The organism is Acidipila sp. EB88 (genome assembly GCF_003858395.1).
Taxonomy (GTDB): domain Bacteria; phylum Acidobacteriota; class Terriglobia; order Terriglobales; family Acidobacteriaceae; genus EB88.
This window is the reverse complement of record NZ_QWEV01000005.1, coordinates 1,147,184-1,160,568: the sequence shown is the minus strand read 5'-3', so window position 1 is coordinate 1,160,568 and position 13,385 is coordinate 1,147,184. Positions and strand designations below refer to the sequence as shown.

Here is a 13,385-nt window from a genome sequence, read left to right as displayed (position 1 = left end):
AGGACGATCAATCACGGACGACTCATCAGGGACGTTCAATCAGGACCCGCCCGTTGGCGCGTGATGATGGCCTACCGAATACTGGTTGGATCGAAACGCGTCAAAGCCAGGCACAGTACCCGAGGAATTGAAGAGAATCATCCAGAACAGCAGCACCCTGGCCGCCATGATCCACCTGCTTAGCTGGGCGCCGCGGATTACCGCATGCTACCCTCAGCCTATGGCCCTGTAGCTCAACTGGATAGAGTACCGGACTTCTACTCCGAGGGTTGCAGGTTCGACTCCTGCCAGGGTCACCATCCCCGCCGCCAATCAGCTTGTATCTGCAGCTCCCTGCCTGCCAATTTGCAGCCGCCCTGGATTGAGCATCCCTGCGTCCGCAGAATGTCCCGGCCTGCACATGGGTGCCGCGTGTTTCCTCTGCTCAGCTTCTAGGCTTGCATGGTTGCAACAGCGGCTGCAAAGCAGTCGCAGAAAGCCTGCACCAGCAACGCCGCCGCCGCTGCCCACGTCGCACGCGCAGCCGCCGGGTCCGCGCCGGCTCCAGTGGCGTACAGCGTCCACCCAAAAGCATCGAGACCAAACGCGCTCGCGGGTCGCACCACCACCTCAAAACTTGCTCCGATCAGCGCGCTCTGGTGCAGCTGTGCCACCACTGCCCTCGCCATCTGTTCGCAAGCAGGGAAGGCGGTCCAGGCTGCCGCTGCGCGCGGCAGTACGTCGAGATAGCTGCCGAGCCCCACAAGCGAATCCGCTGGAAACTCTTCGGCAAGCTCCGGGTCCATCCAGTTCGCATCGACTGCAAACACATCGACCTTGGCGGAGAACAGCGCCCGCTGGTTGACCTGGTGGAGCAGGGCAAGCAGCTCCGGGTATGCCTCTACCTCCGGCAGCTGTGCTGCGGCCCCGGCGTCCGCGCGCAGGTCCACCCACGCTTCCCAGGGCACCACGATCCAGGGGCTGTCGGGCGCGCACTCCACGCTCCAGTCCGCGATCACGCACCCACCTCCGTGGCCAGCCAGCGGGCAAGCGTCTCCTCGGCCCAGCGGCCTTGGTCCCCTGCCAGTGGATCGCCCAGAAACGCACAATGGCCGCCGTGGCTGGTTTCCACGTACCGCACCCACCTGTTCGCCTGCAGTGCCCGGCTGGTTTCGGGCAGCGTCCGGATAAACGGGTCATCCGCCGCATGCAGGATCACCGTCGGGATCGCCAGCCGGCTTGCATACTGCGAAGCGCTGGTCTGCGTGTAGTAATCGTCCGCGTCGGCAAAGCCGCCGAAACGCGCCACGATCTCGCCATCGAAGTCCCGCATCGTGCGAATGCGCGCATACACGCCTTCGCGGGCAAGCCGCTGATACAGTCCGGGAAACAGCGTGGCCTTGGCGCGCAGGCGACGCTTCATCGCACGCAGAAAACGCCGCTCGTACAGCCGGTTGCCGGGCAGGTGCAATGCGCGCGACGACGGCGCCAGGTCAAGCAGGGGCGAGACGCCCGCCACGGCACACAGAGCAGGGCAACGCTGTTCCGGGGGCAGCACCGACTGCTGCCCCGCATAGCGCACCACCAGGTTGCCGCCCATCGAGTAGCCGATCAGTGCGATCCGCGTAAAACCCCGGGCGTGCAGCGCCTCGACGACTGCGGCCACATCTTCTGACCTTCCCGAGTGGTAAATGGTGGGTGCCAGCGCGTCCGTGCCACCGCACGAGCGCATGTTCATGCGCACCACGTTGCAGCCATCCGCCCACAGGCGCGCCGTGTTGCCCAGCACATAGCCCGAGCTGGCCGAACCTTCGAGCCCATGCACCAGGACCACAGTGAGCCGCGTGTGCGCCTCCGGCTGCCAGTGGCACAGGCACATCACCGCTGTTTCCGGCACCGGCCAGCCATCGGGGTGCTGCGGGTCGGGGCGTTCCCTGTCCGAGTACAGGTGCGCCGGCTCGACTGGCACGACAAGCTCTTCCGACAAGGCGGGCATCGCCCCCTGGCGACGCATAAAGTTGCCCGCGATGGTCTGCAGGTGCGCATTGTGCAGGCCGCGCCGCGGACGGAATGGCTTCAGCCAGTCGGCATGCACAGCCCCGGAACCCGCGCCGGCACCGGCCCCTTCAGCGAAGTCTGCGACCTCTGCGCGCGGACTACCCTGCAGTGGTTCTGCGGCAGGCATGGGGTTCGCTTCTGGGGAGGAGGAAGCCGGGACAGGATTCAACCGCGTAGCTCCTGCGGAATCTGCGCAAGCACCTCGGCCGCGCGCAGTGGCCCGTCCGGCGCCTCTTCGTGCATGAAAAACGCGTACACGTCGGCACCACCCCGCGCAAGCTCGCTGAAGTGTTCCGCCAGGGCCGCCAGTTCTTCGGTGGAGTACTGCGAACGGCGCAGCCGGAACACCCGCAGCCCGGCTACCAGCGCAAGGTCCGGCGAGCGCAGGCTGTCGCTTTCGGCCGCGCAAAGCACCGCGCCATGGTCGGCCAGGATCTTCAGAACCGGCTCCGCAAACCAGGAGGCGTCCCGAAACTCCCAGGCACTCTGCAATCGGCTTGGAGCTGCCTCGTCCAGAAAGCTGCGCAAACGCCCCGGGTCGGCGGTGAACTTGGGCGGAAGCTGGAACAGCACAGGACCAAGCCGTCCGGCCTCGGCAAACGGCGCAAGCGAGAGTTGAAACCGCTCCAATGCTTCGCCGGCATCCACAAGTCTGCGTATGTGCGTTATGCGCTGTGGGGCTTTGAAGGCGAAATGGAATTGGGACGGGCTCTGCGCGAGCCAGTTGGCGGCAGTGCTCGCTGAAGGCAGCGAACGAAACGTGTAGTTCACCTCAACCGTGTTGAGGCGCGACGCGTACGCTTCCAGCAGCTTCTTGAGAGGAGTCTTGAGGGGGTAAAAACCGGGGCGCCAGCTTGCGTAGGCCCATCCCGAGCAACCAACCCTTACCTTACCGGCCACTGTGTAGCGTAGGTATTGAGCTGATTGGGGCGGCTAGTGGGGATTGAACCCACGACATCCGGATCCACAGACCGGCGTTCTGCCACTGAACTATAGCCGCCATACAGAGTCTGATTCTAGCATCGTTTCTTGCCGTGGCAAATCCGGGCAAAAGGGATCCTGCGCGATTCCACTTGCCACGCCCGGAACGCATCTATCAAACGACGATCTGCACTCGGCATCCAGACGCACTTCCACCGCAAACGCGCAGACGCATTGGCGCGCCGGCAATGGCAGCACGCACGTGCATACGCAGCTACCAGGGACGAACAGACCGTGGGTAGCAAGGAATGGGGCCACATGGCAATGCGGACAGAACCAGAAGGCAGTGACAGCGCTGAGGGTACGGGGCGCGCAGCCCTGCAGGGCACAGTGCTGCCGCCGGTAAGCGGCTGGCGTACTCGCGCCAACCGCGGAGTCTTCTCCGACACCTCGCTGGATGCGTTGTCGCACCTCCTGGACGATCGCTTCCAGGTCCCGGGCACCACGATCCGTTTCGGGCTCGACGGCTTGATCGGCCTTGTGCCGTTTGCAGGGGACCTCGTCGCCGGGCTGCTCTCGTCACTGATCATCGTGGCTGCCTGGTTTCGTGGAGCGCCGCCCGTCTTACTGGCCCGCATGCTCGCCAACCTCGCTATTGACGTGGTGATCGGCATGGTACCCCTGCTGGGTGACGCGTTCGACATCGCCTGGAAAGCCAATCGTCGGAACTATGCGCTGCTCTCCCGCCATATCGCTGCACCGGGCCGGCACACCGCTCGTGACTGGGGCTTCCTGTGCATGATCGCCCTGGCTCTGGCCCTCATCTTCGCCACCCCGCTCATCGTGCTGGGCTACCTGCTGGCCCTGCTGGTACACGGGCGCTAGGCTGTCTCCGCGGCCTTCCTGGCAGTCGCCAGCCGCAACAATCTGCCCGGCGCTGTCGGTTACAATCGGAAAGAGTCGGGGCGTAGCGCAGCCTGGTAGCGCATCTGCTTTGGGAGCAGAGGGCCGGGGGTTCGAATCCCTCCGCCCCGACCAGTATTTTGAGTGAGTTGCGGGTGTGTTTACTACCCCGTTTACTGATATCCCGGTCTCTTGGCTCGTTCCTCGGTTATGAAACGCTGAGGCTCGAGCTGCATGCGGTTCAGATCTACGTCCTCATCAAGAAGAAGAGTGGCAAACGAGCCTGCGCAGCCCCCGGGGTTCGCCAAGAACCACAGGATCCTTCCACTCCAGGCTATCGTCGAAGGACGACCTGAAGCGCATCCAGAAGGCCGCCACTACCTTCGCTACTCATACGAGCGCAAGCAAGTATTCGAGGCAGTGGGTCCTGACCTTCAGGCTGCTGTTCTTGCTCGCATGCGCAAGGAGTGTCTTCTCCGCGCTACAGCGGTCGGCGCGACTGTTTTAGCCGGGCCGAAGCTGAATGGCCGCTTGATTCAACGCGCCATTCAAGATTTCCTCGAGGAAAAGGCGACACGCTGCGCAAGCAAGACCCACCTCGAGGGGGTAACGTCTACCGACCGCATCAAGTTCGTTGCCCATCTTCGTGACTCGGGCTTGGCGTCTCGAACGATCGCCAATATAGTAGCGCGGGCGGAATGCTTCTGCGCCACTTCGGGATCGAAGACCTGCTGAACAGATATGAGCGCCCGAAGTACGTCAAGAAGGTAGTACGGGCATACTCGAAATCGGAAATCGGGGCCCTCGTCGCCGGATCCAGTGCAAAGGAGCGGGCTTTGTGGCACTTCTTTCTGGGGACAGGCGCTCGTGAGAGGGAGGTCGCCACGGCTTGCTGGCGCGACATCGACCTGGAAGCTGGGATCCTCAAGGTCCAAGCGAACATCGGGTTCAGCCCCAGGGATTAGAAAGAGCCGCTGGTGCCGCTTCCTGATCGCTCATCTCATTGCTTAGGGAGCGCCGCAACAACGATCCCAAGGGCGGTCTGCTGTTCCCCGGGCCAAGGGGAGCACCGCAGACGTACCTACTCCGGCGACTGAAGCGATGTGCGTTGCGGTTAGGTCTGAACTGCGGAGCCTGCCGCGATTCTGTTGACCTTAGCTGCCAGCGAACACCCACCTGTGGCTCCTGGACCCTTCACCAGTTCAGGAGGAGTTAAGCGTTCACAAAATCACCCTAAGGGAGCGTAAGCAGTGCTGGATCAAGCATTTACGATGCTCGCCCATGCCTTCGGAAATACGACCTGTCTCCGCTGGTCCTTTTCGCCGTATTCAGTGGAGCTCCGGCGGGTTCACGGGTGAATGCCGCACTATTGCTCCTCAGTTCTGACCGCTGCCCTGGGTCTCGGACTCAGGCGGATGGCTCGCTTCCGGCGGCAGGCTTCGCAGCACGCGGAGGGCGGATTGACGAACTTCCCTGGTGCGCAGTTCGCCCTCGGGTGCGCCGTTGAGAACGCCTTCCACGAGAGAGCGAGCCTGCGTAGCGTCGGAGTCATGGAGGCGCATTTTCGCCAGCAGCACTTCCACCTCAAGCATCCGCTGATCTCCTGGTTTGAGGGTCGCCCTTGCAAGGTTGAGCGCCTGTTGCGTAAAGGGACGTGCCAGTTTCCAGGCACCCGTCTCGATGTAGAGCTCGGAGAGTGCGCAGAGCGGGACGGTCAGGACCGAGTTGCCTTTCGGATAAAGAGCCTCGTAGAGAGCAAGCGCCTCGCGGTCCGAGGCGATTGCCAGCGGGTATCGTCGCTGTGCTCTTTCGATAGACGCCATGCCGAGCAGCGCATTTGCTTTCGCGCGTGAGGGCACGGATTCACGGCGCAGCACATCAAGGGCAGACTGGAGTTGGGTTTCAGCTTCCGCGCCTCTCTCCGGAACGTGGATCAGGGCCTGACCAAGGATGACCTGCGCGGCTGCGATCTCGTGATGGCCGGCTGGCAGCGCTTCTCGGAGGATCGAGAGTGCCTGCTGTGCCTCGGCTGCTGCCTCCAGCGGTTGGCCCAGGAGCATGTGACCGTTGCTCATGCTCAGCAGGTGTTCGGCAATATCGGGGTGACGCGCTCCGAACATCACCTTGTCGATGTCGAGACTCTGCTCCTGGTAGCCAAGAGATGTCTGCAGGTTCTCGCGATAGTTTTCGACAATGCCAAGGTCATTCAGGGCGGTGGAAAGGTCTGCCAGCAGTTCAGGGTGTCCCTGCTCGCGGGCAACCGACGCTTGGAGCAGGCTCGCCGCGTCCTTGTAGTTGCCGAGGTCGGTGAGGTCCTCCGCAACCTGGGTCTGGGTACGCGCAAGGGAGATATCGTCAGGGGGCAATGTTTTTGTTTCAATGGCGAGCGCCTGGTGAGCCAGTTGGAGAGCCGCTCCAGCGTCGCCTTCCGAGTCCTTGAGCGCAGCCATCTGCAGGAGAGTTTCGGCGAACTCCGGGGAGCTAGCGCCCTTGGTCCGCCGACGTTCGGCCAGCGCCGCGTCAAGCACCTGCTGTGCTTTATCGAAGCGGCCGAGCACGGTGAATCCGCCACCGAGCGTGTTGAGAACCGCGGAGTGGATCCCAGGCGAGCTTTGGAGCGTGCGCGACATTTGAAGGCCTCGCTCGGTCAGCGTGTCGGGGGTGATGGGTCCTTGGAGTGTCGCGTCGCCATCGAAAAAGAGCCGCTCAAGAAATGTCTGGAGCGCCTGCTGCTCAGTTTTCTCGGCACGGGCGCGGCCACGCTCCTGCCGAAGAGCGTGGATCTGGATGGCTCCGGCGGTGCCGAGCGCGAGGCTGACCAGAACCATCGCAGCGATGAGGGCAACGCGGAGGGGTCGTTTGGCCAGTTCAAGGGCAAGCCGCTGCTCAGCCAGGATCTGCGCCTCCCGGCTTTGCGCAAGCTGCTCTTCATGCAGACGCCGCGTGGAGAGCGCGCTCAGGTCCTTAGCGAGTTCGGCAGGTTTGCGGGTGCGCAGGGCCGGGTCAATGTGGGCGGTCTCGGTGATATCGGTGCGCAGCACCGGGTCGAGAACGCGCTGCTCCCAGCCGAGCACGGGTGGTTCCGCAAGGTTGCAGGCGATGCACTGGTAGAGGAGGACACCGAGCGCGTAGAGGTCCCCTTCGGTGGTGGCAAACTCCTGCTCCCGCAACTCAGGGGCGCGAAAGATGCCAGGCTGCGGGCGCGGGGTGCCAGGTAGCGGACACACGAGGTGTGAACCCCGGTCAGCATGGTAGTGTCCGAAGCCATCGATCCGGATCAACCAATCGTCATCGTGCCGCAGAAGGTGAATACAGTCAGCCGAAAGCGAGCCATGCAGATGGCCTGCGCGGTGCAGCAAGTCAACTGCCGTTGCGGTTGCGGCAACGATCGCGACGCGGAGACTTTCGGAAACTGCGGAGAGCCCACCCTGCTGCGCCACCCAGAGCGGCAGTGACGGCCCGAGATACTCCGTTTCGAGCATAGGTGAGGCCGCGTCAAACGAGGTTCGAAGCACGGAACTGAAGAAGTCTGCTGCCCTTGGCAGTGCGTGGAGCGCTGCATGGGTTTCGGCCTCTGCCCGCATGAGCGCAAGGCCGGTTTCCGTTCGCGCAAGCTGCACCACGTGGCGTCCCTCGCCGGCCGTTTCACGGGTGAGCCACACGGCACGATGCTCGTCGGTGTAAAGCCTCTGTGTCAGCAACCAGCCGGGGCGACCGGGAACCGGTTCGCCGACACTCAGCTCGACCGGAGCGGGCGGACGACTGGTCTCGGTCACCTCAACAGCCCAGGCATAGCCACTGCCGCGCTGGGTGCGGATGATCCTCTCCCGGTTCTCATCGTTGAACGCATCGCGGATCTTATTCACCGCGACGTTCACAGACGAGTCGCTGACGTGGATGTCTCCCCAGACGGCTTTCTTGATATCCGCCGGGTTCACCACCGGTCGTTCCGCGTTGTGCAGCAGGCAACGAAGCACTTCTCGGGCCTTGGTCTCGGCCTGAATGGACACGCCGTCACGGCGCAGCTCAAGGGACGTCTCGCGGAATTCAAACTCTGCAAAGTTCCAGATTCGATTGCCCATGGTAGATGAGGGAAGCTTCACTTCCCCTATACAACAGCCGGGTCGGAAGCGGAATGGTCAAAATTCAAGGGTGGGCGACCGGCTGGCGCGCATGGGCAAATAACTTCGATTGGTCGAGTTCTTAAGCTTTCTTAAGACAGAAATAAGCAGGTTTGGCGGGGAAAACTGCGAGGGTGTGTGGAGATCGGAGCCGAGGTTGAGGGTCGACTCCAAATCGACGTCCGGGAGGACCACATGTCAAGCAGGCGGGAGACCACAGTAGCAGGCGAAAAAATCTGGCTGTGCGCGATGACGGGCACCGTAGCAGGGGAGAAGAAGTGGTCGGAGAGCCGGACCACGGGCGGCTCGACCGGCGCGTACGGGCATGTACGGATTAACACGACGGTGAACACGCGGCACGAGTTCTGGCTCGTGGCCCCGGACGGAGAAGAGAAGTGCGTAAAGCTGGGAAATTCGCAGCTTTCGGTGCGGGAGAACCAGGTGATGACGGCGGTATGGGGTGCACGCAATGGACGCGAGTCCGGCCCATTCCTGATGCTGCGAAATCACAATGCGGGCTCTGAGAACTGGCTGGTACCGAGCGAGAGCGAGGTGCTCAAGGGCATGGGCATGAGCAATCCCATGCTGCTTTGGGGAGCGGGCGGCATTGCGGTTGGCCTGCTTCTACTCATTCTGAGCCAGATGCACATGCTGTGGTTTGGGCTGATCCTGATGATCGGCGCGAGCGTGTACGGCAAGATGCAGCGTACAGGCAAGGTACGAGCGATTCAGCAGGCAGCCGCTGCTGCGATCCAGCTGGAGATGAGCGCCGGCCACAGCATGGTGCAGGGCCTCGGCAGTGGTGGTCAGCTTCTGCAGCCGTGACGTTGTCCCGCGTGGGCAGCTGGTCCCGGAAGTGACCCGACAAGGCACCCGGGAGCCAGATCTGAAATCCGCACTAACGCCGAAGATGACCGAAAGCTAAACAAAAAAGGAGAAGCAGGATGCGCCGCACCTACCTCGTTGTTCCTCACTTGATCTTCACGTTCATGCTCGCGTTCGGCAGCAGGGCCGACGCACAAGCAGCAGGCACTCCCACACCCATGAGCAATGCCGACGTTATCGCCCTGGTGCACGCGGGGCTTTCCGACGATCTGGTGATTGCAAAGATCGAAGCCGCGCCCTCCACCTCGTTCGACACGAGCGTGGGCGGCCTCTCCGCACTCAAGAACGCCGGCGTACCGACGCCGGTGATCCGGACCATGATCGAGCCACCTGCGGCAGCATCCGGGGCACCCCGGTCCGCTGTTGCCGCCGGCAACCCGGACGACCCGATGACGCCTCACTCGCCAGGCATCTACGTGCTGGCCAAAGGCGCCGACGGTCAGGTGCACTTGACCAGGCTGCAGGGTGAGCACCCGCGCGCCGCAAAAAACAGTGGCATGTTTCTGCACGCGGTAACCCAGGGACTCGCAGCGAGCAAGAGCCAGCAGGTGCTCGACGGCGGAACCGCGGCGATTGAACTTACCGAGCAGAAGCCTGTGTTTTACGCCTACATCCCGCAGGACAGCACATCATTCAGCGGAGGCATGAGCGTGAATGACCTGGTGCTCACGAAGCTGGAGAGCAAAGGGGACAGCCGGCTGTGGACCTATGCCGCGCGCGGCGTCTTCGGCGGGTCGAGCGAGGTAGGCAGCGACCAGAAGGACCGGCAGGGATTTACCGGAGAACAGGTAGGATCCGGCATTTACAAGCTGACACCAGCCGGCGACCTAGCCAGCGGGCAGTATGCATTCAAGTACGCGTACACATTCTTCGACTTCGGCGTGCAGCCACAGTCGTAAGCGCGGGAACAAGCCGCGATGGCGCAGGGGGGGCAGATCTTCCCGAGCGCAAACCGCGCCGCGGACCCGCCGCGCGCACGCTGCAGCAACCCCAAGGAGACGTAATGGCCTTTCTCAATCCTGAGTTCGCAGACAATCCGGATCCACGCTGCGCCTGTGTGCTGCTGCTCGACACGTCAGGCTCAATGGCAGGAGCACCGATCGATGAGCTGAACGCCGGGCTTCGGGCGTTTCAGGCGGATGTGCAGGAAGACCCGTTGGCGCGACGCCGGCTCGAGATCGCGATCATCACCTTTGGCGGCGTTGTGAGCATCGCGCAGAACTGGGTGTCGGCCGGCGCGTTCCAGGCGCCGGTGCTGACGACGCAGGGAGGCACTCCCATGGGAGAAGCGGTGCTTCGAGGGCTGCAGATGCTGAGCACGCGTAAGCAGGAGTACAAGGAGGCGGGTATCAGCTATTACCGGCCGTGGGTTTTTCTCATCACTGATGGCGCGCCCAGCGACGCCTGGCAACCGGCAGTGACTGCCGTGCAGCAGGAGACCCAGCGCAATGGCATCAACTTCTTTGCGGTGGGCGTGAACGCAGCGGACATGAGTACGCTGAAGGCCTTTACGGAGCGGACGCTGCTCTTGCACGGGCTCAACTTTCGCGAGCTGTTTCTGTGGCTCTCGCAGAGCACCAAGTCGATCTCGCGCAGCAGGCCGAACCAGCAGGTCAGCCTGCCTGCCGTAACGTTCGGGTCGCCCGCCTGATGCGCCTGCATACCGCAACCACGGCAGCGCGGGCGGATGGCGACTGGATCGCGCTGGGTGCCTCGACCGTTGGAACCGGGCACCTGGCGCGGGGGCTGCCATGCCAGGATGCACACGGGGGCGTTGTGCTCGAGGACGGGACGCTACTGCTTGCAGTCGCGGACGGTGCAGGTTCCGCGCAGTTCGCAGAAGCCGGCGCCAGGCTTGCAGTGTACGCCGCAATCGGCTACCTGGCCGAGGTTCTGCAGGAGGGAGCCCCTTCCGATGCACAGGGATGGCGCGGGTGCCTTATGGGTGCACTTGAGCACGCGCAGGCGGCTATCGCGCAGTTCTCCGGGGACACGGAGGGCACCACAGCGGGCGACTTTGCGACTACGCTTCTGGTTGTCGTGATTGAGCAGGAGACGGTGGCGAGCATGCAGGTGGGCGACGGCGCCGTTGTCCTCCAGTGCTCGCGCGAGTTACAGGTGCTGGCGCCCGAGGCTACGGGTCAGTACATCAACGAGACAACCTTCATCACCTCGGACGCAGCCGCGGGAACGGCGCTGATCCGCACGCACCCCCTGCAGGAAGTTGAAGCCGTGGCGTTGTTTACAGACGGGGTGCAGTTTCTGGCCGTGGAGCAGGCGACCAGCGCCGCGCACGCCCCGTTCTTCCTGCCGCTGTTCGCGTACACGCAGGACGAAGGTGCGGATTCAGAAGAGATCCAGGCCATGCTCCAATCCGACCGCGTCAACAGCCGCACGGACGACGACAAGACGCTGGTGATTGCTGCGCGGCGAAAGGCCCAACGTTGAAGTACCAGGACCAGCGCGGAAAGAAGGTCGTCCTCGCGAACGAACTCGGGAAAGGCGGCGAGGCTTCCGTGTTCGCCGTGCAGGGCGAGCCAAAACTGGTGGCGAAGGTGTATCACGCGCACTCCGGGAAACGCGCGGAAAAGCTAAAGGCGATGGTCGATCACCCGCCGAGAGAACACGCTACGCGTAAGGGTCACATCTCGATCTGCTGGCCGGAGCGCATGCTCTTCGATGAACAGAGGCAGTGCGTGGGCTTCCTGATGCCGAAGCTCGACCGGACGACCAATCGCGAGATGTTGCAGTTCTACAATCCGCAGGATCGCAAGACGAATGCGCCAAATTTTACGTGGGAGTACCTGGTGCGGGCTGCCATGAACGTAAGCATCGTCATGGAGACACTCCACAACCACGGGTATGTCGTGGGCGACGTAAACGAGAGCAACTTCTTTATCTCCGACGAGGCGCTGGTCACTATCGTGGACTGCGACTCGATGCAGGTACGCACACCGGAGTGCATCTTCCACTGCACCGTGGCAAAACCTGAGTACCTGCCCCCGGAGATGCATGGAGTCCACCTCGCGACGACACGCCGAGGGCCTGAGCAGGATAACTTCGCGCTGGCCATTCTCCTCTTCCTGCTGCTGATGGAAGGAGTGCATCCCTACAGCGGTGCATGGAAGGGTGCGGGAGATCCGCCCCCGCTGGAGGAACGCATCCGGACCGGCGATTGTGCGTACGTGATTGGCAAGCGCGTCGCACCCATGCCTGCGGCTCCCCCCTTCGAAATGCTGCCGGTAGCACTCCAGGCGTTATTTAAACGCGCTTTCGGGGATGGGCATGCGCACCCGTCGGCGCGGCCCTCGGCTTATGAGTGGCGGCAGGCCCTCGCGTCTGTGCGGCTGGCACGATGCAAGAGCAACCCGCAGCACTCGTACTCTGAGCATGTACCAAGCTGCCCCTGGTGTGCGCGCAAGATGTTGTTACAGGGCAGTGACGCATTTCCCAACCCCGCGCAGGCGGCAAAGGTGTCGACAGTCAAGCAGAAGCCGCTTCCCCAGCGGCGGTTTCGCAGTGTTGCCCAGCCCGCGGCAGCCGCACAGCAGAACCCGGCAGCTTCCGCGAGGCCGCCACTTTCCACACAAGCAAAAGCCCAGCCAGTCTTTCCCTCAAGTTTCCCGGTGCGGGCGCACACGGGCACTGAACGAGCAGAGTGGTTTGCCTCCGGGGTCATCGCGCTGCTCACGCTGGCGATCTGCCTCCTGGTTCCCCAAGACGTCAAAGAAATGTATGGCTGGGCTATCTGGCTCTATGCCGCATTGGTGGGTGTGCGCATCGCTCGGCTCCCTCGCCCACTCCGACTTGTATGCCTTTGCGTGGGCGCTGCCGCGGCCTACATTCTGGTCACACGCAGGGGCATGTTCTATGCCCCTGCTTCCACTCCGTTGTGGAGTATGGCGGGCGCGCTGCTCAGCACGCAGGGATTCTTTCTTGCGAGTGGGCGGAGGATCCAGGCTGCCGTCGTGAAAGGTACGGTCAAGCGGACCGCTTTCGCGCTCTGCTGCGTGTCACTGCTGGCACCATTGGGCATTGTGGCCGGCATCGACCTCGGTATCGAGGTTGTGACCGGTTACCCGGCCTCGAACTCGGCCCCGACGGGCGGCCTGTTCTCCCTGCGGTCCCAATTCACGGCTGCGTCCGCTGCCATCCGGCCGACGCTGCCACGTACTACACACCTGAACACCTGTAGCCGCATCACGTCGAGTTGCGACTGTGCAGAGAAAACAGAGTTCCGGCGAGGCGAGTCGCTCTCGGTGCTGCTTACGAGCAACCACCGGCCCAACCTGTACATGAGCGTGATCTGGCCGGGCGGTCGCGCACAGGCGCTGAACGTGTCGAGAAGCTGGCGCGCTCCGGGAGGGCTGTTCTGCGCATCGACGCGCGTTGTGGTTCCAACGCTCGCTGCTCCCGGCAGTGGCCGGGTTCATCTGAACGAGGGATTGGGCGACCTGATAAGCGTCGAAAGTCCGTTTAATGTAATGCGTTAAGTGAGTGGCTCGCTCAGCCATCCGT

The 13,385-nt window shown here is 63.0% G+C and carries 11 protein-coding genes and 3 tRNA genes; 9 read left to right on the top strand and 5 right to left on the bottom strand.

Going from position 1 to position 13,385, the window contains the following annotated elements; all coding sequences use genetic code 11:
* Window positions 1–222 precede the first annotated feature (222 nt).
* Window positions 223–299, top strand: a tRNA-Arg gene (locus D1Y84_RS05750).
* Window positions 300–431: 132 nt separating this feature from the next.
* Here D1Y84_RS05750 and D1Y84_RS05745 read toward each other — a convergent pair.
* The 4 genes from D1Y84_RS05745 to D1Y84_RS05730 all read right to left on the bottom strand — a co-directional run bounded on the left by D1Y84_RS05745 (window position 432) and on the right by D1Y84_RS05730 (window position 3,037).
* Complete coding sequence (locus D1Y84_RS05745; protein ID WP_124847671.1) at window positions 432–998, bottom strand: hypothetical protein; 567 nt, start codon at window positions 996–998, stop codon at window positions 432–434.
* The gene (locus D1Y84_RS05740; RefSeq protein WP_124847670.1) at window positions 995–2,164 is read right to left on the bottom strand and encodes a YheT family hydrolase; all 1,170 of its coding nucleotides are present in this window, start codon (window positions 2,162–2,164) and stop codon (window positions 995–997) included. The genes D1Y84_RS05745 and D1Y84_RS05740 overlap by 4 nt, the downstream gene beginning before the upstream one ends.
* 38 nt (window positions 2,165–2,202) lie before the next feature.
* Window positions 2,203–2,937, bottom strand: coding sequence for a DUF72 domain-containing protein (locus D1Y84_RS05735; protein ID WP_124847669.1), 735 nt, complete (start codon window positions 2,935–2,937; stop codon window positions 2,203–2,205).
* 25 nt (window positions 2,938–2,962) lie between these two features.
* Window positions 2,963–3,037 (bottom strand) — tRNA-His (locus D1Y84_RS05730).
* A gap of 239 nt (window positions 3,038–3,276) precedes the next feature.
* On the opposite strand from D1Y84_RS05730, the gene D1Y84_RS05725 reads away from it, so the two are divergent.
* From D1Y84_RS05725 to D1Y84_RS05715, 3 genes are all read left to right on the top strand, one after another.
* Window positions 3,277–3,843, top strand: a complete 567-nt coding sequence (locus tag D1Y84_RS05725) for a DUF4112 domain-containing protein (RefSeq protein WP_233581161.1) — start codon at window positions 3,277–3,279, stop codon at window positions 3,841–3,843.
* A gap of 76 nt (window positions 3,844–3,919) precedes the next feature.
* Window positions 3,920–3,996 (top strand) — tRNA-Pro (locus D1Y84_RS05720).
* 563 nt (window positions 3,997–4,559) lie between these two features.
* Window positions 4,560–4,826 carry a hypothetical protein gene (locus D1Y84_RS05715; RefSeq protein WP_124847668.1) on the top strand — a complete coding sequence of 89 codons (267 nt, stop codon included), beginning with the start codon at window positions 4,560–4,562 and terminating at the stop codon, window positions 4,824–4,826.
* Between the two features lie 411 nt (window positions 4,827–5,237).
* On the opposite strand, the gene D1Y84_RS05710 is transcribed toward D1Y84_RS05715, so the two are convergent.
* Window positions 5,238–7,943 carry a tetratricopeptide repeat protein gene (locus D1Y84_RS05710; RefSeq protein ID WP_124847667.1) on the bottom strand — a complete coding sequence of 902 codons (2,706 nt, stop codon included), beginning with the start codon at window positions 7,941–7,943 and terminating at the stop codon, window positions 5,238–5,240.
* A gap of 234 nt (window positions 7,944–8,177) precedes the next feature.
* Between D1Y84_RS05710 and D1Y84_RS05705 the strand changes: the two genes are divergently transcribed.
* The 5 genes from D1Y84_RS05705 to D1Y84_RS05685 all read left to right on the top strand — a co-directional run bounded on the left by D1Y84_RS05705 (window position 8,178) and on the right by D1Y84_RS05685 (window position 13,360).
* Window positions 8,178–8,807, top strand: coding sequence for a hypothetical protein (locus tag D1Y84_RS05705; protein ID WP_124847666.1), 630 nt, complete (start codon window positions 8,178–8,180; stop codon window positions 8,805–8,807).
* A gap of 119 nt (window positions 8,808–8,926) precedes the next feature.
* Window positions 8,927–9,766 (top strand): hypothetical protein, encoded by an 840-nt coding sequence (locus tag D1Y84_RS05700; protein ID WP_124847665.1) that lies wholly within the window; start codon window positions 8,927–8,929, stop codon window positions 9,764–9,766.
* A gap of 104 nt (window positions 9,767–9,870) precedes the next feature.
* Window positions 9,871–10,518: a VWA domain-containing protein gene (locus D1Y84_RS05695; protein ID WP_124847664.1), complete on the top strand. Its 648-nt coding sequence runs from the start codon at window positions 9,871–9,873 to the stop codon at window positions 10,516–10,518.
* The gene (locus tag D1Y84_RS05690) at window positions 10,518–11,315 is read left to right on the top strand and encodes a PP2C family serine/threonine-protein phosphatase (RefSeq protein ID WP_124847663.1); all 798 of its coding nucleotides are present in this window, start codon (window positions 10,518–10,520) and stop codon (window positions 11,313–11,315) included. The genes D1Y84_RS05695 and D1Y84_RS05690 overlap by 1 nt, the downstream gene beginning before the upstream one ends.
* Complete coding sequence (locus D1Y84_RS05685) at window positions 11,312–13,360, top strand: helix-hairpin-helix domain-containing protein (RefSeq protein WP_124847662.1); 2,049 nt, start codon at window positions 11,312–11,314, stop codon at window positions 13,358–13,360. Before D1Y84_RS05690 ends, D1Y84_RS05685 begins: the two co-directional genes overlap by 4 nt.
* Window positions 13,361–13,385 lie beyond the last annotated feature (25 nt).

What these genes read in the sequence shown, in the direction of transcription:
- D1Y84_RS05740 (WP_124847670.1), bottom strand. Translation starts at nt 2,164, where the DNA reads ATGCCTGCCGCAGAACCACTGCAGGGTAGTCCGCGCGCAGAGGTCGCA.
- D1Y84_RS05725 (WP_233581161.1), top strand. Translation starts at nt 3,277, where the DNA reads ATGGCAATGCGGACAGAACCAGAAGGCAGTGACAGCGCTGAGGGTACG.
- D1Y84_RS05715 (WP_124847668.1), top strand. Translation starts at nt 4,560, where the DNA reads ATGCTTCTGCGCCACTTCGGGATCGAAGACCTGCTGAACAGATATGAG.
- D1Y84_RS05710 (WP_124847667.1), bottom strand. Translation starts at nt 7,943, where the DNA reads ATGGGCAATCGAATCTGGAACTTTGCAGAGTTTGAATTCCGCGAGACG.
- D1Y84_RS05705 (WP_124847666.1), top strand. Translation starts at nt 8,178, where the DNA reads ATGTCAAGCAGGCGGGAGACCACAGTAGCAGGCGAAAAAATCTGGCTG.
- D1Y84_RS05700 (WP_124847665.1), top strand. Translation starts at nt 8,927, where the DNA reads ATGCGCCGCACCTACCTCGTTGTTCCTCACTTGATCTTCACGTTCATG.
- D1Y84_RS05695 (WP_124847664.1), top strand. Translation starts at nt 9,871, where the DNA reads ATGGCCTTTCTCAATCCTGAGTTCGCAGACAATCCGGATCCACGCTGC.
- D1Y84_RS05690 (WP_124847663.1), top strand. Translation starts at nt 10,518, where the DNA reads ATGCGCCTGCATACCGCAACCACGGCAGCGCGGGCGGATGGCGACTGG.